At 61.5% G+C, this 17,703-nt stretch carries 11 protein-coding genes; 6 read left to right on the top strand and 5 right to left on the bottom strand.

Annotated elements, in window-relative coordinates:
- Entirely contained in the window at window positions 1-1,110 is a 1,110-nt protein-coding gene (locus ACW9IB_RS25205) for an LLM class flavin-dependent oxidoreductase (protein ID WP_457415915.1), read from the top strand.
- A gap of 154 nt (window positions 1,111-1,264) precedes the next feature.
- Here the strand turns inward: ACW9IB_RS25205 and ACW9IB_RS25200 are convergent, their stop codons facing one another.
- Window positions 1,265-7,537: an amino acid adenylation domain-containing protein gene (locus ACW9IB_RS25200; RefSeq protein ID WP_457415914.1), complete on the bottom strand. Its 6,273-nt coding sequence runs from the start codon at window positions 7,535-7,537 to the stop codon at window positions 1,265-1,267.
- Window positions 7,538-7,989: 452 nt separating this feature from the next.
- Here ACW9IB_RS25200 and ACW9IB_RS25195 point away from each other — a divergent pair, with 452 nt between their 5' ends.
- Window positions 7,990-8,781 (top strand): helix-turn-helix transcriptional regulator, encoded by a 792-nt coding sequence (locus tag ACW9IB_RS25195; RefSeq protein ID WP_457368323.1) that lies wholly within the window; start codon window positions 7,990-7,992, stop codon window positions 8,779-8,781.
- Window positions 8,781-10,202, top strand: coding sequence for an efflux transporter outer membrane subunit (locus ACW9IB_RS25190; protein ID WP_457415913.1), 1,422 nt, complete (start codon window positions 8,781-8,783; stop codon window positions 10,200-10,202). Before ACW9IB_RS25195 ends, ACW9IB_RS25190 begins: the two co-directional genes overlap by 1 nt.
- Before the next feature lie 9 nt (window positions 10,203-10,211).
- On the opposite strand, the gene ACW9IB_RS25185 is transcribed toward ACW9IB_RS25190, so the two are convergent.
- From ACW9IB_RS25185 to hpaA, 4 genes are all read right to left on the bottom strand, one after another.
- Complete coding sequence (locus ACW9IB_RS25185; protein ID WP_457415912.1) at window positions 10,212-11,144, bottom strand: hypothetical protein; 933 nt, start codon at window positions 11,142-11,144, stop codon at window positions 10,212-10,214.
- A 53-nt stretch (window positions 11,145-11,197) separates the two neighbouring features.
- On the bottom strand, window positions 11,198-12,175 hold the full coding sequence (locus ACW9IB_RS25180; RefSeq protein WP_457415911.1) for a hypothetical protein: 978 nt from the start codon (window positions 12,173-12,175) through the stop codon (window positions 11,198-11,200).
- 50 nt (window positions 12,176-12,225) lie between these two features.
- Complete coding sequence (locus ACW9IB_RS25175; protein ID WP_457415910.1) at window positions 12,226-13,506, bottom strand: hypothetical protein; 1,281 nt, start codon at window positions 13,504-13,506, stop codon at window positions 12,226-12,228.
- 236 nt (window positions 13,507-13,742) lie between these two features.
- Window positions 13,743-14,603: a 4-hydroxyphenylacetate catabolism regulatory protein HpaA gene (gene hpaA / locus ACW9IB_RS25170; RefSeq protein ID WP_457415909.1), complete on the bottom strand. Its 861-nt coding sequence runs from the start codon at window positions 14,601-14,603 to the stop codon at window positions 13,743-13,745.
- Between the two features lie 127 nt (window positions 14,604-14,730).
- Here hpaA and ACW9IB_RS25165 point away from each other — a divergent pair, with 127 nt between their 5' ends.
- From ACW9IB_RS25165 to hpaE, 3 genes are read left to right on the top strand one after another with little or no spacing between them, the layout of a single operon-like run.
- The gene (locus ACW9IB_RS25165; protein ID WP_457415908.1) at window positions 14,731-15,396 is read left to right on the top strand and encodes a fumarylacetoacetate hydrolase family protein; all 666 of its coding nucleotides are present in this window, start codon (window positions 14,731-14,733) and stop codon (window positions 15,394-15,396) included.
- The gene (locus ACW9IB_RS25160) at window positions 15,393-16,163 is read left to right on the top strand and encodes a fumarylacetoacetate hydrolase family protein (RefSeq protein WP_457368316.1); all 771 of its coding nucleotides are present in this window, start codon (window positions 15,393-15,395) and stop codon (window positions 16,161-16,163) included. The genes ACW9IB_RS25165 and ACW9IB_RS25160 overlap by 4 nt, the downstream gene beginning before the upstream one ends.
- Window positions 16,164-16,168: 5 nt before the next feature.
- Window positions 16,169-17,629, top strand: a complete 1,461-nt coding sequence (gene hpaE, locus ACW9IB_RS25155; protein ID WP_457415907.1) for a 5-carboxymethyl-2-hydroxymuconate semialdehyde dehydrogenase — start codon at window positions 16,169-16,171, stop codon at window positions 17,627-17,629.
- Window positions 17,630-17,703 lie beyond the last annotated feature (74 nt).

Below are 17,703 nucleotides of genomic sequence, written 5' to 3'. Positions count from 1 at the left end.
ATGTCTGCCGATCCACGCCCGCCGATCCAGCTGGACTGGTTCCTGCCCACCAATGGCGACGGTCGCCACCTCACCAGCAGCGGCTTGCCCAAGGTCGGGCTGTTCCAGCAGGGCGAACGCGCGCCGACCCTGGACTACCTGCGCCAGATCGTGCGCGCCACCGAACAGGCCGGTTTCGACGGCATCCTCGTGCCCACGGCCAGCGGTTTCGAAGACCCGTGGCTGATCACCGCCGTGCTGGCCCAGGAAGTGCGTCGCCTGAAATTCCTGCTCACGCTGCGACCCGGCACCGAACTGCCGGCCTACACCGCCCACCGCGCCGCCACCTTGCAACTGCTCAGCGAGAACCGCCTGGCGCTGCATGTGGTGAGCGGTTCGAGCCGTTTCGAACAGCGCTCGCTGGGTGATTTTCTCGAACATGACGAGCGCTATGCACGCACCGCCGAATTCCTCCAGGCATTTCAGGCCGTGTGGACCGGCCAGCCGTCGTCGCACCCGGGTCGTTACTACCGCAGCGGCGCCGCCACCGCGATTGCGCCAGGGGCGATCGCGCCGCCCATCTACTTTGGCGGCGCTTCCGAAGCCGCCGAACGCGTCGGCGCGGCCCACGGGCAAACCTACCTGATGTGGTGCGAACCGCCGGCGATGATCGCCGAACGCATCCAGCGCATGCGCGACCTCGCCGCCGCCCAGGGCCGCAGCCTGCGCTTCGGCCTGCGCCTGCATGTGTTCGCCGCGCCTACCGATGACGCGGCCTGGGCCCATGTGGAGCGCCTGCTGGAAGAAATCCCCAAGGATGCCATCGACCAGGCACAACGGCAGATGGCGACCTATGAGTCCGTCGGCCAGAGCCGCCAGACCCAACTGATGCAAGGCCGTGGCCGCGGCGCACGGGAGCTGGAAGTGTCCGCCAACCTGTGGGCCGGGGTGGGCCTGGTACGCGGCGGCGCCGGCACCGCCCTGGTGGGCAGCTATGCCCGGGTGGCGGAGCGGATCGAGGAGTATCACCAGTTGGGGGTGGACAGCTTTATCCTGTCGGGCTTTCCACACCTGGAAGAGGCGATTCATGTGGGGGCGGAGGTGCTGCCACTGCTGCGCAAGCATCCCTGAAACGTTCAGGCACACCGCATCGAAGGGTTTTGGGTCTGCTGCGCAGACCAGCGCGGGACAAGCCCGCTCACCACAAAAAAAGCGCGTTTGATCCTTAAGAAGATGCCCGACTGAATTACTCGCTGTGGTGAGCAGTTCAAGCACTCCGCAAGGGTCAGATCCGGCGTCGCCGGTTGAGTTGGGGGATGGCGCTCTGAGGGACTTCCACGCGCTGCACCTGGGTCACGGTGCAGGTAGCCAGTTGGGCCAGGGTCGGCTGGCTGAACAGGGTGCGGGCGTCCACTTCCAGGCCGGCCTTGCGCAGGCGCGCCACCAGGTTCACCGCCAGCAGGGAGTGCCCGCCCAGTTCGAAGAAATGGTCGTGCCGCCCGACCCGTTCCAGTTTCAGGACCTCGGCCCAGATACCCGCCATCAGCGTTTCCACCTCGCCCACCGGGGCTTCATACGACCGGCTGACCACCGCCTCCAACCCCGGCTCCGGCAGGGCCTTGCGGTCGAGTTTGCCGGCAGGGTTGAGGGGCAGTACCTCCAGTTGCACGAAGGCAGCCGGCACCATGTATTCCGGTAACTGCGCCAGCACATGGGCGCGCAAGGCTTCCAGGCCCGGCGCTTGCCCACGCACCGTGAAGTAAGCCACCAGGCGCTCATCGCGGATCAGCACCGCCACTTCGCGCAACGCCGGATGCTCGGCCAAACGGGACTCGATCTCGCCCAGCTCCAGGCGCACCCCCCGCAGCTTGACCTGGAAGTCGTTGCGCCCGAGGAACTCCAGGTTGCCATCCGGCAAGTACCGCACCAGGTCGCCGGTACGATACAACCGGTCCCCGGGCACGAACGGGCTGTCGATAAAACGCTCGGCCGTCATCTGCGCCAACCCCAGATAACCCCGGGCCACACCAACCCCGCCGATATGCAGTTGGCCACTGACGCCCGTCGGCACGGGGCGGTCGTGTTCGTCCAGCACGTACAGGCGCGTGTTGTTGATCGCCCGACCGATCGGCAGTTGCAGCGCAGGCACCGGCGCGCCAGGCTCCAGGGTCCAGGCGCTGCTGTCCACCGTGGCTTCGGTGGGGCCGTAGACGTTATGCAAGCGCACGTTCGGCAAGCGCGCCTGCACGCCACGGGCCAGGGCTTCGGTAAGTTCACCACCGCCGCACAGTACATCGGTGAGGCTGGTGCACAGCGCCGACTCGTCCAGTTCGAGGAACTGCTGCAACATCGCCGGCACGAACTTGATCACGCTGATCTGCTGCTCGCGAATCACCTGGGCCAGGTAGGCCGGTTCGCGATGACCATCGGGCCGCGCCAGTACCAGGCGCATGCCGTTGGCGAGCGGCCAGAACAGTTCCCATACCGAGCCGTCGAAGCTGAACGGCGCGCGCTGCAACAGCGCGCCGCCTTCGGCGTTCGGGCACAGTTGCGAGCCCCAGTGCATCAGGTTGCCCAGGCCACGGTGCTCGATCATCACACCCTTGGGCGTGCCGGTGGAACCCGAGGTGTACATCACGTAGGCCAGGTTGGCGACACTGAGCCCCGGCACCCGCGGGTTGCCGGTCGGCGCCTGGCTCCAGGCGCAGTGGTCGAAGTCGATCACCGGAATCGACACCTCCCCCGGTACATCGCGGGTGGCGGCGTGCACCAGCAGCGCGACCGGCTGGCTGTCTTCCAGCATGTAGGCCAGGCGCTCGCGCGGGTAGCCCGGGTCCAGCGGCACGTAGGCACCACCCGCCTTGAGGATGGCCAGCAGGCCCACCACCAGGTCCAGCCCGCGCTCGACGCACAGCGCCACCCGAGTGTCCGGCTGCACACCGCGTTCACGCAGGTAGTAGGCCAACTGGTTGGCACGCTCGTTGAGCTGGCAATAGGTCAGTTGCCGTTCTCCGGCCTGCACGGCCACGGCATGGGGCGTGTGCCGTGCATGGGCTTCGAACAGCGCCTGCACGGTCAGGGTGTCGGGGTAGTCGATGACGGTATCGTTGCGCTCCACCAACAGGGTTTGCAGCTCGCTGGCCGGTAGCACCTGCACGTCATGCAGCGGTGTTTGCGGGGCCTGTTCCAGCGCGTCCGCCAGGTGCACCAGTACGGTTTCGAGGTAGTCCAGCAGGCGCTCGGCGCCGACCTTGCACGGTGCCTTGGCCTTGAGGCGCAGGCCGCTGCCGATGTCGTCCACGGTGAGCATCAGCGGGTAGCTGAGGATGTCTTCGCTGCTGAGCAAGGCGATGCCCGGGATCAGGTTCAGGTCGCGCTCGGCATCCGTATGCCGGTAGTTGAGCAGGCTGTTGAACAGCGGCGATGCCGCGCTGCAACGCTGGGCCAACGCCAGGGACGCTTGTTCATGGGCAAGCAACGCACTGAGTTGCAGATGGGTATCGCTGAGCGCCTCCGTCACGCTCTGCCCGGCCAGGCGCAGGCGCAGCGGCAAGGTGTTGATGAACATGCCCAGAGCGCGGTCGGCGCCCTCGCCCGCCTGCAAACGTCCGAGCAGGACGGTGCCGAACACCACGTCATTGCGGCCCGATACGCGGCTCAGCACCTGGGCCCAGGCCAGGTGCAACAGGCTGGCGAGGCTGACGCCCAGGCCCCGCACCTGGCTACGCAGGCGTTGATTGAGGTTGTCGTTGAGCGCCCGCTCGACCTCTTCGGTCTGCGCCCGGTCCGCCTGACGCTCCTGCAAACCGAAGGCCAGGGTCGGCTCGTCGACATCCCCCAGTCGCTCGCGGAAGAACGCCTCGTGCGCCACTTGCCGGGCCGGTGAGCGGGCCTGCGCCACCACGTTGCGATACGGCACCGGCGCCGGCAGCAAAGCCTGCCGGCCAAGCAGATGGGCGCGGATTTCCTGCATCAGAATCGTGGTGGAGGTGGCGTCGTTGACCAGGTGATGGAAGCGCAACCGCGCAACCCAGCGCGCGTGTTGCGGCTGTTCGGCATAGTCCAGGGCCATCAGCGGTGCCTGGCGCAGATCCAGTGGCGGGCAGGTTTCGCCCATGGGCTGGACCGGCAACGGCGCATGGCGCCATACCACTTGCATCGGTTGTTCCAGGGCATCCCAGACCAGGCTGGTGCGCAGGATATCGTGACGGTCGATCACCTGTTGCAGGGCCTGGGCGAAGGCGTCCAGTTGCTCGCGGCCGGCAAAGCTGAACAGCGCCTGCTGCTGATACGGGTCCTGCGCGTCGGTGATGTGGTGATAGAGCAAGCCTTCCTGCAAGGGTGCCAGGGGGTAGATGTCCTGCACGTTCGCCGCCCCGCCCGGAATGGTTGCGACGATGCGCGCCAGGCTGGCAGCGTCCGGTTCGTCGAGGTCGGTGACATCCACTTCGGCGTATTCGCTCGCCGCCGCCAGCGCCGCCAGGGTCGGCTGGCCGAACAGTACCTGCACATCCGCGTGCAAGCCGGCCTGGCGCATGCGTTGCACCAGTTGCACCGCCAGCAGCGAATGCCCGCCCAGCTCGAAGAAGTGGTCCTGTCGCCCGACGTGCTGCACCTGCAACAGCTCGGCCCAAAGCTGCGCCAGGGTAGTCTCCACGCCGGCGTGCGGCGCCTCGAATTCACGGGTGATAAAGGCCTCCTGGGTAGGTGCCGGCAGGGCCTTGCGATCAAGCTTGCCGTTGGCGGTCAGCGGCAGCGTGTCCAGCGTCACATAGGCCGCCGGTAGCATGTAGTCCGGCAACGATGCTTGCAGATGGGCGCGCAGTGCTTCGATGGCCACCGCCTCGCGCGGTACGAACCAGGCCAGCAGTTGCCCGTCGCGAAACTGCACCACAGCCTCCTGCACCGCCGGATGCCCGGCCAGGGCAGATTCGATCTCCCCCAGCTCGATGCGCACGCCACGGATCTTGACCTGGTCGTCGTTGCGCCCCAGGTACTCCAGGTTGCCGTCGGGCAGCCAGCGCGCCAGGTCGCCGGTGCGGTACATGCGGCCTTCGTTGAACGGGTCGTCGAAAAAACGCTCGGCGGTCAGTTCAGGACGGTTCAGGTAGCCCCGCGCCACACCCTTGCCACCGACGTATAACTCCCCCGCCACGCCGATGGGCACGCGGCGCTGTTGTTCATCCAGCAAGTACACCGTGGCATTGGCGACGGGCCCGCCGATATGCAGCGGCCGACCGACCTCGACACGCCCGGAAGTGGCGACCACCGTGGCTTCGGTGGGGCCGTAGTTATTGATCACCGCGAACCCCTGCGCCTGGGCGAAGGAACGCAGGCGATCGCCGCCGATCAGCAAGGTACGCAGGGTCGGGTGTGGCAGGCCCTGGCTGAAGGCGTATTCGGCGACCGGCGTAGGCAGGAAGCACACGTCCAGCGGCTGCGCGCGCCACCAGTCCAGCAGCGCGTCGATATCTTCGGCACCGTCGCGGGCCGGTGGCAGATGCAGGGTCGCGCCCACGCAGAGCGCCGGCCAGACTTCCCACGCCATCGCATCAAAGCCGAAGCCGGCAACGCTGGCGGTGTGGCTGCCGGCGTGCAGGTCGAAGGCCTGGCAATGCCAGTCCACCAGGTTCGACACCGTGTGATGCTCGACCATGACGCCCTTGGGCAAACCGGTGGAGCCGGAGGTGTAGATCACATACGCCAGGTTCGACGGGCTGACCGCCACGCGCGGGTTGGTGCCCAGGTGGAAGGTGGGCCGGTCGAGCTGGATCACCGGAACGTCCAGCGCGGGCAGGCGCGGCAATAGGTCATGCTGGGTCAGCACCACCACGGGGGCGCTGTCGTGCAGCAGGTAGTGCAGGCGCTCGGCGGGATGGGCCGGGTCCACCGGCACGTAGCAGGCCCCCGATTTGAGTACCGCGAGCAGCCCCACCAGGGTGTCCAGCCCGCGTCGGGCCACGATCGCCACCCGGTCATCCGGCTTGACCCCGCGCTCGAGCAACTGATGGGCCAGGGCATTGGCCTGCTGGTTGAGCTGGGCATAGCTCAGTGAACGGCCCTGGTACAGCGCAGCCACGGCCTCGGGTGTGCGGGCAGCCTGGGCCTCGATGCGTTCGTGCAGGGTTTTCGGCGCACCATAAGCCTGAGTCGTGGCGTTCCAGCGTTGCAACTGCGCGTCTTCTTCCGGGGTGATCAGCGACAGCTCCTGCACCTTCAGCGCGGTGTTTTCCACCCCTTGCTCCAGCAGCCAGGTAAGACGCTGCACCAGCGCCTGCACCTCGTCCTGCCGGAAATACGCCTGGTTGTACACGCAATGCAGGCAGGCCGTGTCCTGATAGCGGTTGCTGCGCAGGTGGATAGCCAGCGGCAACGGCTCGTGATGGTTGGACACCTTGATCGCCCGCGCCTGAACCTGGCCAAAGCGCAGGTCATGGTCGTCCTGCTCGAACGACACCGACAGGTCGAACAGCTGCGCGCGATCCGCACGCCGCAGGCCCAGCTCGCGGTTCATTTCGCTCAAGGGGAAACGCTGATGACGGAAATCCTGCTTGAGCTGATCACGCACGCCACGTACCACGGCGCTGAACGGCAGTTGCCGGTCAAATTGCAGGCGCACCGAACTGACCTGGGTGAACAGGCCGACGGTGGAGCGAAACCCGGCGTTGGAACGGTTGAGGATCGGCAGCCCGACCACCCATTCATCGCGTTGAGTGGTGCGGGTGAAGTACACATACATCGCCGCCAGCAGCACATGGAACGCAGAGGCCTGGTAACGGTTGGCCACTTGCTCCATGCGGTCAAGCAATGACACCGCAAAAGGTTGCGCCAGCGTGGCACTGGGTGCCGAGGCCGGTTGCGCGGTGTGGCGTGCGGTCAGCAATGGCTCCGGCAGCACCTGGTATTTATCCAGCCAATAGGCACGGTCACGGGCATAACGGGCCGACGCATGGTAACGCTGGTCGGCGTGAATGAAGTCGAGATACGACGGTGCCACCGCCTCGGGTTGACGGCCCTGCTCCAGAGCGCTGTACAGGCGCGCCAGGGATTGCAGCATCTGGCCGAAACCCCAGCCGTCGAGGATCAGGTGGTGGGCCTGGGTGCCCAGGCGGTAGTGCTGCTCGTCGAGCCTGACCAGGAAAAACCGGAACAACGGCTCGCCCTCCATCGCATAGGGCCGGGCCATCCGGGCCTGCATCAACGCCTGGCAGGCGGCCTGCGGGTCGGCGTCGGAGGAAACGTCATGCAGCGGCACCTGCACCGTCAGCGTCGGGGCGAACCGCTGGCGCGGCATCCCGTCGATATCGCTGAACAACTGGGTGCGCAATGCATCGTGCTTGGCCACCAGCCGCTCGACGGCCTGGCTGATCAGTTCGGGCACGACCGCGCCGGCAAAGTCGACGTAGCCGCCGATGTTGTAGAGCGGTGAAGTGCCCTGGCGCAGTTGGTCGAGCCAGATGTCCTGTTGGGCGGCAGTGAGCGGCAAGCTTTCCGGCTGAAGGGAAGCTTCCTGTTTCGCGACAGCGTCGCCCGGGGCGGAGTGGGGAAAAAGCTTCATAAGATCCTTCTTATGGGGGGAGCACTGACCAGGCAGGCTAGCCCATGACGACGAAATTGCCGGATTTGAGCATGCGCGCCAGGACGCGTCTGACACCCGAAACCCGGACATCCGGGACACCGGTGCGGGCTTGGCTGAGGGTTCAGTGCTGAAACGATTAAATAGCTGTAGGAAATTGGCTATATCTTGCCGCTGTCGATTTTTCACAAAAACCGCCAGATTAATTTTTAATCTTTTAAAAACAGATAGTTAAAAAACTCTAAAGCAGATGTGCGACTTTTCGTACGCTGATTTTATTGTCAGAAACGTCGATTTAATGACGTTGTTTTTATGGCAGGTTGTGTCCCTCGTTTCCGCTACATACGTAGGACAAATTCCTATGGCTAAATAAATTCTCGATCGCCGACCTGCGTTCAAGGAGGACGGTTTTCGACATCAAGGATGAGATGGCTATGAGTCTTAAGCGCAGCATTGGCAACACGGAAAGCCCACATTTTTACGCTGAAATGGGCGAGTTGATTTCAAACAGCGGCCACGAAGACTTTGCCTCGACCATGCTGCACCTGGTGGACAAATGGGTGCCGATTCACCTGGTGGACCTCAGTGAATGGACCCTGGACGAAGCCCGCGACCGCGTGCTCGATATCAAGCTGCTGGGCAGCGCCGGCCAGAAACAGGACCTGGCGCCCCTGACCCTGCACCCGGCGCACGACCACCCGCTGCTGCGCGAAATGCTCGGCATGCAAGACCCGTTGCTGATCCAGATGAAGGCCAAGCCCAACAGCGCCCACCCCCGTGGCAGCTCGCACCAGTGCAACCTGGTGTCACGTCAGGCCAACCGGCGCTGCGTGATTTCCCTGTACCGGCCCCCGACCCAGCGCGGGTTCTCCCTGGCAGAACTGTCGTTTCTCAAAAGCCTGTCGGACACCCTGCTGCCGCTGATCGAGCGCCATGCACAATTGTTGCGCCAGGCGCCACAGGACGCTGTCGAACCGGCCCACACGCTGCTGGAGCAGTCGCAATTGCAGCGTGAGTTCTACAAGCGCCTATCGTTGGGCGACATCACCCTTTCGGCCCGTGAGCAGGAAGTCTGCCTGGGCCTGTTGACCGGCGGCACCGTGCCGCAAATGGCGGAAAAACTCAGCGTGAAAAACAGCTCGATCGAAACCTACCTCAAGCGTGCCGCCGCCAAGCTGGGCGTGAGTGGCCGCCACGGCCTGGCCAAATGGATGGTCGGCGCCTGATGAACACACGGATGCTCACCACCTTAGGGGTGGCCTGGATGCTCGGCGGCTGCTCGCTGATCCCCGACTACCAGCGTCCCGCCGCACCGACGCCGGCCCAGTACCCCCAAGACGGCGTGTACCGCCTGGCGCAATCCGGCAGCCTGGATGCGGGCAGCGACTGGGCAGTGCTGTTTCACGACCCGGCGCTGCGTCAGTTGATCGGCGAGGCCCTGCTGAATAACCGCGACCTGCGGGTGGCGGTGTTGAACGTCGAGGCGTTCCAGGCGCAGTACCGTATCCAGCGCGCGGACCTGTTTCCGGCGGTCTCCGCCACCGGGGCCGGCAAACGCCAGCGGCTGCCGGGCAGTGTGACCGGCACCGGACAATCGGCGATCACTTCCAGTTATTCCGCGACCCTGGGTATCAGCGCCTATGAGCTGGACCTGTTCGGCCGCGTGCGCAGCCTCAGCGAACAGGCGATGCTCAACTACCTCGGCACCGAAGAGGCCCGGCGCAGTGCGCAACTGAGCCTGGTGGCCAACGTCGCCAATGCCTACCTGACCTGGCGCGCCGACCAGGAACTGCTGGTCCTGGCCCGCCAGACCCTGGACGCCAACGACCACAGCCTGCGCCTGACCCAAGGCAGCAAAAACGCCGGCAAGGCCTCGGCGCTGGACGTGGTGCAAGCCCGCACCAGCGTCGAAAGCACCCGCGCCAGCGTGGCGCGTTACGAACGCCAAGTGGCCCAGGACCTGAACAGCCTGGCCCTGTTGGTCGGCGGCCCGGTGGACGAGAATCTGCCGTCGCGCGCACTGGCCGACGACCTGGTGGCCCGCGTGCCCGCCGGCTTGCCCTCCGACCTGCTGCAACGGCGCCCGGATATCCTCCAGGCCGAATACCAGTTGCGGGCCGCCAACGCCAATATCGGCGCGGCGCGGGCCGCGTTCTTTCCGTCGGTGAGCCTGACCGCCAACGCGGGCAGCACCAGCACCGAATTGTCCGGTCTGTTCAAGGGCGGTGCCGGCACCTGGACCTTCCAGCCGCAGATCAACCTGCCGATCTTCAACGCCGGCAGCCTGCGCGCCAGTCTCGATTACGCCAAGCTGCAAAAAGACATCTCGGTGGCCAACTACGAAAAATCCATCCAGACCGCCTTCCAGGAAGTCGCCAACGGCCTCGCTGCGCGCCAGACCTTCACCGACCAGCTCAATGCCCAACGGGACTTCGTCGCCGCCAACCAGACTTATTACAACCTGGCGCAACACCGTTACCGCAGCGGCGTGGACAGCAACCTGACGTTCCTCGATGCCCAGCGGACATTGTTCAGCTCGCAGCAGGCGCTGATCGTCGACCGGTTGGCGCAGTTGGTGGCGGAAGTGAACCTGTACACGGCGTTGGGTGGCGCCTGGGACGGCACTGGTTACATCACGACTCGTTAACGAATGGCATTAAATCAATTTAATACCGATGTTACCGGCGATGCCTCTATTAGTATCAGTAAGTTTGACCTTGCCGTAATGATCCAAGTAACCACCTGCAACCACACCGACATGACCCAGCGTCCATAAAGTGCCTATCGCCCCATTCCTGAGGTCTTTCATCGATGCACCCACGATACGAGTACCCAATCCCATGCGACGTAAAATGTCACCGGGATGGCCCCCTGAATTTAGCGAGCCAACGCACTCTTCAAAGGTCGTGAAACTATCGAAAAAAAGGCGTTCTTTCTGCACTCGCTTGGCGGTCACCGCAAATAAAAAATTGGCATTCGTCAATACATCGTTCGGCGAACCACACCTAAAGTCGGCAATGGTAGTTGCATGCCTTATTTCGCCGTGAGTCACGTGAAGAGAGAAGCCATCGCGCATCACAATATTGAAACCATCGGCGACGGCCTCAATGTTCTTATATATGCCATACGGGCTATGCCCAAACCTCATCATCGCGGCCTTGATAGCGGCTACCGCAGCGCAATGCCCCTGACCGCCCTGGGTGAAATCAGTAAAAATATCAGTGGGTTTTACACCAGCAGCATCAGGCCCACCAGCGATAAATCCCATATCTCCTTTATCTGACTTAAGCAGTGGATATTCAGAATAATTATTGTACTGCAGATTAGAGAGTGTCTTGGGATTTACCGCTGCCGGCTTCAACGGCTGACGCGCACCCGTTACATAAGTACCGAAACTGGACTTCATCAGCGGCGGTGAAAACTTCTCCAACAACACCCGGAGTTCATCAACCAACGCTGCAAGCTCATGAAGAGCGCGACCGTTTATTTCTTCAAGTTTTTCCGGCACCTCTGTACGCAACCCAATGGAGGTAAGCTGCGCACTGCCCCATCCTCCGGAGATACCTGAGTTCGTTCTGGAAACATCCATATAATATTCTCTATTCAATCTATTTTGCCGGTCAGTCCGTCGTTGGAAAAGCGCTATACAAGCTTGACTCCGCGCTTCCAATGCAGCCCCTTTGTCAGTCGTCCTCTAACGCCATAAGACTCCAAATAACCATCCACCACAGCCATATCATGTGAATCAGTTGCGATCGTGCCAATCGCGCCCTGCATGAGTTCCCTGACATTAGTTTTAACCATGTGATTTTTGAGCCCAAGACGAAGCAGGCCCTCGCCGGCACTTTCACCATCATTCAAAGTCCCCATGGCCGTCTCAAAACCGTGATGGCCAATGCCATCGTTGTCTTCCATTTGAGCGCGCTTTGCACTCACTGCAAATAAAAATACTGCACTTAGAAAAATTCGGCCTTTATCATTACCCGTTTCAAAACCAGCACCATATTTAGCCTCTTCCAATTCTTCATTAGTTATCATCAAGGGGAAACCGTCCCTCATCGTCACTTTAAAACCTTCCCCCACACTGATGACTTCTTTATAAATATCCCGGGGATTTGTTCCAAACTTGGCCATGGCCGCCTTTATAGCAGCTACCGTCACGCAATTATCTGTTGGACCTTGCTTAAACCCGCCCCATATATCGTTATTCTCCAGCTTATCTGTTCGGGCATCGCTATTGGCCGCAGGAAACAGTAGTTCCTTGAAATCAGAAGTATTTCCTTCAACAAGGGCTGACGGAATAGTGGCTATGGGACTTGAATTCGCGGGAGTGACCGGAGGAAGGGTTGCCCCTCGGCTCTCTTTATCGACAGTCACGCCGCGTTCAGACGTATCGTTTAAACGTGAGACCAGAGCGCTCAATGTCGTAACCAGGCTGCCAAGCCTCGTGAATAAATGGGAAGGGTCATCAGGAAGAGCCCGAAGACTGCCTTGTCTTGATGTAGCAATCGCGGCGCGCACTGGCGCTAATGATTTATGCGCAGTCAACGTTTCAACTTCCGACGGCCTGACGTCGTAATGAGCGCTGGATAATGCATCTTTAACGGAGAACACTGTCATGACAACCTTTCTACTTTATTATTTATCGACAAATACTAATCAGATCAGCCTTAAGCGTTGAGCCTGGCTTTATCGTCGATAGACAATCCCAGCCCGGAATAGGGAGCCACCTCAACGGCTTCGCCCCTCGCATTCATACCGGCACCTGCATGCTGATGGACATAAGGCTCATACTTTCCAGCCTTTATCTCTTCCTCGGTCATATGCCCACCCAATCCCAGCAAGCCGACTAGACGATCTCGTGGCTTGTCTAACCCGTAACTTTTCCTCAACACGCCAAGATAATCAAGGGACGTTATCCGACTATAAACAGGGATATCAGGGTATTGCCTTTCAAGTTCAGCTTCACGATTTTTTACACCGGCAGCGTAATCATTTTGATTGATTTGCTGGCGCTTGCACATTACACCGAACATGAAATAAGCATCCCCCAACATTCCCTCATCTGCACCTCCAAACCTGCTGGCCTTTCGGGCCAGTCGTAATTCCTTGTTGGTAATGTGCAATTTAAATCCATCTTTCATCGTGACGTTGTAACCCGTCGCCGTTGCTGTCACCTCATCAAAAACACTCTCTGCACTTTGACCGAATTTCTCCATGGCCATCTTTATAACTTCCACATACGGCGTGCGCTTGTCCTTTCCCAGCCATGGGAAAGGTATGTGGATGGCAACAAGGCCATGCTTCATATCGCTCGGTTTCTCACCTTTAGGTTTATTTGAAAGCGGTAAGTCAGCCACGTCAAACTCCACTGCCCTACTGCCTATGCGCTTGCGTTCATAATCAATCAAACTGATACCTGCTCCCCGATGCGGACCAAGCGGTCTCATAAAGTCATCAAAGGGATCAAGTGCATATTCAAGTGGCTTGACAGCTTCTTCACTCGGGGTGCCATCAACCGGAATAAGTTCATCAAAGGGATCAAGTTCGTCTTCATCCGGAGAGACCGCTTCGGTGACCGTTTCGGGTACATCTGACAGGTCATTCCCGGGACCTGTGGAAGCCGGTATCACAGGCTTGACGGTTACTGAGGATGATAATGCATTCGTTGACCTTTCACCGGGCACAGACTGCCGAGGGGAGGATAATGCTTCAAGAATACTCTTTAATGTACTCAACAGCTTTTCAAGGAAAAGACTCGCCTCCCCCCTATCTCCCGGAGACTCAACAACATCATTCGCCCACGGCGCAGGATATGGATCCGTTCGCCCTTCAGCACGCGGCATATCGGTGATGCGATTCGTATGCGTATTGCTCGCACCCACTAAAGAATCCGCCGAAAACGTTCGAGCATTCAGTAAATTATTGTGTTGCGCTAATGAACCCAGCATATAACCTAGACCAAAAATTATTAATATTTTATAAACAACAACACACTAACGATAGGCACCATTGCGATTAATCAGTGGTTGCGAAAGTCCAGAGGTTCCTGCTCGTTGATACCTGTCTTGTATCAACAGACTTCACGGGCAAATAAATGCGAGGGAACATTTCTGATATGTGTTATTCCCCCAAGGTAACAGCACGTCGGATTTTCAAACCGTACGAGACAACGGCTGATTGGCGATCAACCCAAGCCCGACTGCCGCAGTCGATACTCCCCCGGCGTCACCTGCGCATAACGCAGGAAAAAGCGGCTGAAATACGCCGGGTCCTTGAAGCCCAGTTGGTAGCAGATTTCGTTCGCCGAGCTGCCGGTGAACAGCAACAGGCGCTTGGCCTCCTGCATCACCCGTTCGAGGATCAGGCGCTTGGACGGCAGGTCGGCCATGCGTCGGCAGACTTCGTTGAGCCGTGCCCCGGTCACCCCAATCCCCTCGGCATAGCGCGCCAGCGGCCAGTGTTCCAGGTAGTGGGCTTCGATCATTTCGTTGAAACGATGGAAGATGCGCAGGTCTTCGTGGCGGGTCGGGCGCGATGGCAGCGAGTGCGCGCACAGCCGCAGCAGGCGAATCATGATCACCCGCGTGAGGCTGTCCAGGGCGGCGGCGCGCCCTGCCCGTTCGGCGTTGATTTCGTCGCACAGCGCATCGAACAACGGATCGAGCGCCTGAGCCTGTGACCCGAGCGCCACGCATGCGGCGCCGGAGGCCAGGCTGGGATCGGCGTCGATCAAGGCCCACACCAATTGCTGGCGCACCGTCAGCACATGCCCATCCGCATCGGCTTCAGTGACAAACGCGTGGGGCACCGTGGGTGGCGTGAGGAAAAACATCGGTCCCGACTCCACGAACTGGCGGTCATCCAGATACACCCGCACCGCGCCGCTCTTCACGTAATGCACCTGGAAGAACCGGTCATGCCGGTGCACGGGCATGTTGCGCCCGAAAAAACCCGCCAGGTTGCCAAGCTTGTCGTAATGCACCTCGGCGTCGCTGTAGCGCTGGTCGTAGACCTGTCCGATGTTGATATTGGGAATCGGCTTCACGCTGCCCCCTTGTTGTTATTTGAATGCCGGAGGATTTTGCCACGCTTGACGGTAGTTAACATATTAATTATAACGTTAACACATTAACGAACTGCCCCGGCAGTCGTCCCACCGTCAGGAGAAACGCATGAGCCGTACCCTGCATGATCTTGCCAGCGGCACCCTGTTCGGCGTCGCGCTGAACTACCAGGGCCTGCTTGACCAGCATCTCGCCGCCTTCCAGCAGGCGCCCTACCAGAAGCCGCCGAGCAAGCCGGTGCTGTTCATCAAGACGCCGAATACCCGCAACGAACACGGTGGCGTGGTGTTGCAACCGCAGGGCGAGCGCCTGCAACCCGGCCCGGCGCTGGGCGTGGTGATCGGCCAGCGCGCGAGCCGTGTCAGCGCGGACACCGCCATGAAACATGTGGCCGGCTATGTGGTGGTCAACGAATTCAGCCTGCCGGAAGACAGCTACTACCGCCCTGCCGTCAAAGCCAAATGCCGCGATGGGTTCTGCGCGCTGGGGCCGCAACTGGTTCCACGCGATCAGGTGGCAAACGCCAATCAGTTGAGCCTGAAACTGTGGGTCAACGGTGAACTGCGCCAGGAAAACTCCACCGCGAATTGGGTGCGAGACATCCCGCAGTTGATCGCCGAAATCAGCGAGTTCATGACCCTGCACCCTGGCGACGTGCTGATCACCGGCACGCCCGAAGGCCGCGTGGATGTAGTGCCGGGCGACAGGGTTGAAGTGGAGATCAGCGGCGTAGGTCGCCTGACCAATCAGATCCAAGCGGAGACCCCGGCATGAAACACGCCCGCATCCGCTATGAAAATGAAATCCACGCCGTGACGGTCGAGGCCGACAACGCCGTGCGCCTGAGCGACGGCCGCCTGCTCGCCGAGGACCAGGTCGAGTGGCTGCCACCGGCCACCGGCAGCATGTTCGCCCTGGGCTTGAACTACGCCGACCACGCCGCCGAACTGGCCTTCACGCCACCGACCGAGCCGCTGGCCTTCATCAAGTCCGTGGGCACCTACACCGGCCACCGCCAGGTCACCTGGCGCCCGGACAACGTCGCCTACATGCACTACGAGTGCGAGCTGGTGGCAGTCATCGGCAAGACTGCGCGCAACGTCAAGCGCGCCGACGCCCTGGACTATCTGGCCGGCTACACGGTGTGCAACGACTACGCGATCCGCGACTACCTGGAAAACTACTACCGCCCCAACCTGCGCGTGAAAAACCGCGACGCCACCACCCCGGTCGGCCCGTGGATCGTCGACGTGGCCGACGTGCCGGACCCGGCCAACCTCACCCTGCGCACCTGGATCAACGGTGAGCTGCGCCAGGCAGGCAGCACCCGCGACATGATTTTCGATATCCCCTACCTCATCGAATACCTGTCGAGCTTCATGACCCTGCAACCCGGCGACATGATCGCCACCGGCACGCCCGAGGGCCTGGCCGACGTGGTGCCCGGCGATGAAGTGGTGGTGGAAGTCGAAGGCGTGGGCCGCCTGGTCAACCGAATTGTCAGCGAGGCGGACTTTTTCTCCGCCCGGAAAGAGGCGTAAGCAGCATGATCAAACACTGGATCGATGGCCGTGAGGTCGAGAGCAAAGACGTATTCGTCAATTACAACCCGGCTACCGGCGAGGCCATTGGCGAAGTGGCCAGCGGCGGCGCGCAAGAAGTCGCCCAGGCGGTCGCCGCGGCAAAAGAAGCATTCCCCAAGTGGGCCAACACCCCGGCCAGGGAGCGTGCGCGCCTGATGCGCAAGCTCGGTGAGCTGATCGAACAGAACGTGCCACGCCTGGCCGAACTGGAAACCCTCGACACCGGCTTGCCGATCCACCAGACCAAAAACGTGCTGATCCCCCGCGCATCCCACAACTTCGATTTCTTCGCCGAAGTCTGCACGCGCATGGACGGCCACAGTTACCCGGTGGACGACCAGATGCTCAACTACACCCTGTACCAGCCGGTGGGTGTGTGCGGGTTGGTGTCGCCGTGGAACGTGCCGTTCATGACCGCCACCTGGAAGACCGCGCCGTGCCTGGCCCTGGGCAATACGGCGGTGTTGAAGATGTCGGAACTGTCGCCGCTGACCGCCAATGAACTGGGGCGCCTGGCGGTGGAAGCCGGGATTCCCAACGGCGTGCTCAACGTGATCCAGGGCTACGGCGCCACCGCCGGCGATGCGCTGGTGCGCCACCCGGACGTGCGGGCGATTTCCTTTACCGGCGGCACCGCCACCGGCAAGAAGATCATGCAGACCGCCGGCCTGAAAAAGTACTCCATGGAGCTGGGCGGCAAATCGCCGGTGCTGATCTTCGAGGATGCCGACCTCGAACGTGCCCTCGACGCCGCCCTGTTCACCATCTTTTCCCTGAACGGCGAACGCTGCACCGCCGGCAGCCGGATCTTTATCCAGGAAAGCGTGTACCCGCAGTTCGTCGCCGAATTTGCGGCGCGCGCCAAACGCTTGATCGTCGGTGACCCGCAAGACCCGAAAACCCAGGTCGGCTCGATGATCACCCAGGCCCATTACGACAAGGTCACCGGCTACATCAAGATCGGCCTGGAAGAAGGCGCCACCCTGCTCGCCGGTGGCCTGGAACGCCCGGCCAATCTGCCGGCGCACCTGAGCCGTGGCCAGTTCATCCAGCCGACAGTGTTTGCCGATGTGAACAACAAGATGCGCATCGCCCAGGAAGAAATCTTCGGCCCGGTGGTGTGCCTGATCCCGTTCAAGGACGAAGCCGAGGCCCTGCAACTGGCCAACGACACCGAATACGGCCTGGCCTCCTACATCTGGACCCAGGACATCGGCAAGGCCCATCGTCTGGCGCGCGGAATCGAAGCCGGCATGGTATTTATCAACAGCCAGAACGTGCGCGACCTGCGCCAGCCATTCGGCGGGGTAAAAGGCTCCGGCACCGGGCGCGAGGGCGGCCAGTACAGCTTCGAAGTGTTTGCCGAGATCAAGAACGTGTGCATTTCCATGGGCAGCCACCACATCCCGCGGTGGGGTGTGTAGTTCCAAAGCAAAAACACTCTCCTGTGGGAGCCGGGCTTGCCCGCGATGGCATCGACACGCTGCATCTGAAACAC

The organism is Pseudomonas sp. SDO524_S393, from assembly GCF_054071875.1.
Note: the sequence above shows the minus strand (reverse complement) of the source record. Positions and strands in the feature narration are given on the sequence as shown.

Bases quoted from the DNA above. Each gene is read 5' to 3' on its own strand.
- ACW9IB_RS25205 (WP_457415915.1), top strand. From the start codon at position 1: ATGTCTGCCGATCCACGCCCGCCGATCCAGCTGGACTGGTTCCTGCCC.
- ACW9IB_RS25200 (WP_457415914.1), bottom strand. From the start codon at position 7,537: ATGAAGCTTTTTCCCCACTCCGCCCCGGGCGACGCTGTCGCGAAACAG.
- ACW9IB_RS25195 (WP_457368323.1), top strand. From the start codon at position 7,990: ATGAGTCTTAAGCGCAGCATTGGCAACACGGAAAGCCCACATTTTTAC.
- ACW9IB_RS25190 (WP_457415913.1), top strand. From the start codon at position 8,781: ATGAACACACGGATGCTCACCACCTTAGGGGTGGCCTGGATGCTCGGC.
- ACW9IB_RS25185 (WP_457415912.1), bottom strand. From the start codon at position 11,144: ATGGATGTTTCCAGAACGAACTCAGGTATCTCCGGAGGATGGGGCAGT.
- ACW9IB_RS25180 (WP_457415911.1), bottom strand. From the start codon at position 12,175: ATGACAGTGTTCTCCGTTAAAGATGCATTATCCAGCGCTCATTACGAC.
- ACW9IB_RS25175 (WP_457415910.1), bottom strand. From the start codon at position 13,506: ATGCTGGGTTCATTAGCGCAACACAATAATTTACTGAATGCTCGAACG.
- ACW9IB_RS25165 (WP_457415908.1), top strand. From the start codon at position 14,731: ATGAGCCGTACCCTGCATGATCTTGCCAGCGGCACCCTGTTCGGCGTC.
- ACW9IB_RS25160 (WP_457368316.1), top strand. From the start codon at position 15,393: ATGAAACACGCCCGCATCCGCTATGAAAATGAAATCCACGCCGTGACG.
- hpaE (WP_457415907.1), top strand. From the start codon at position 16,169: ATGATCAAACACTGGATCGATGGCCGTGAGGTCGAGAGCAAAGACGTA.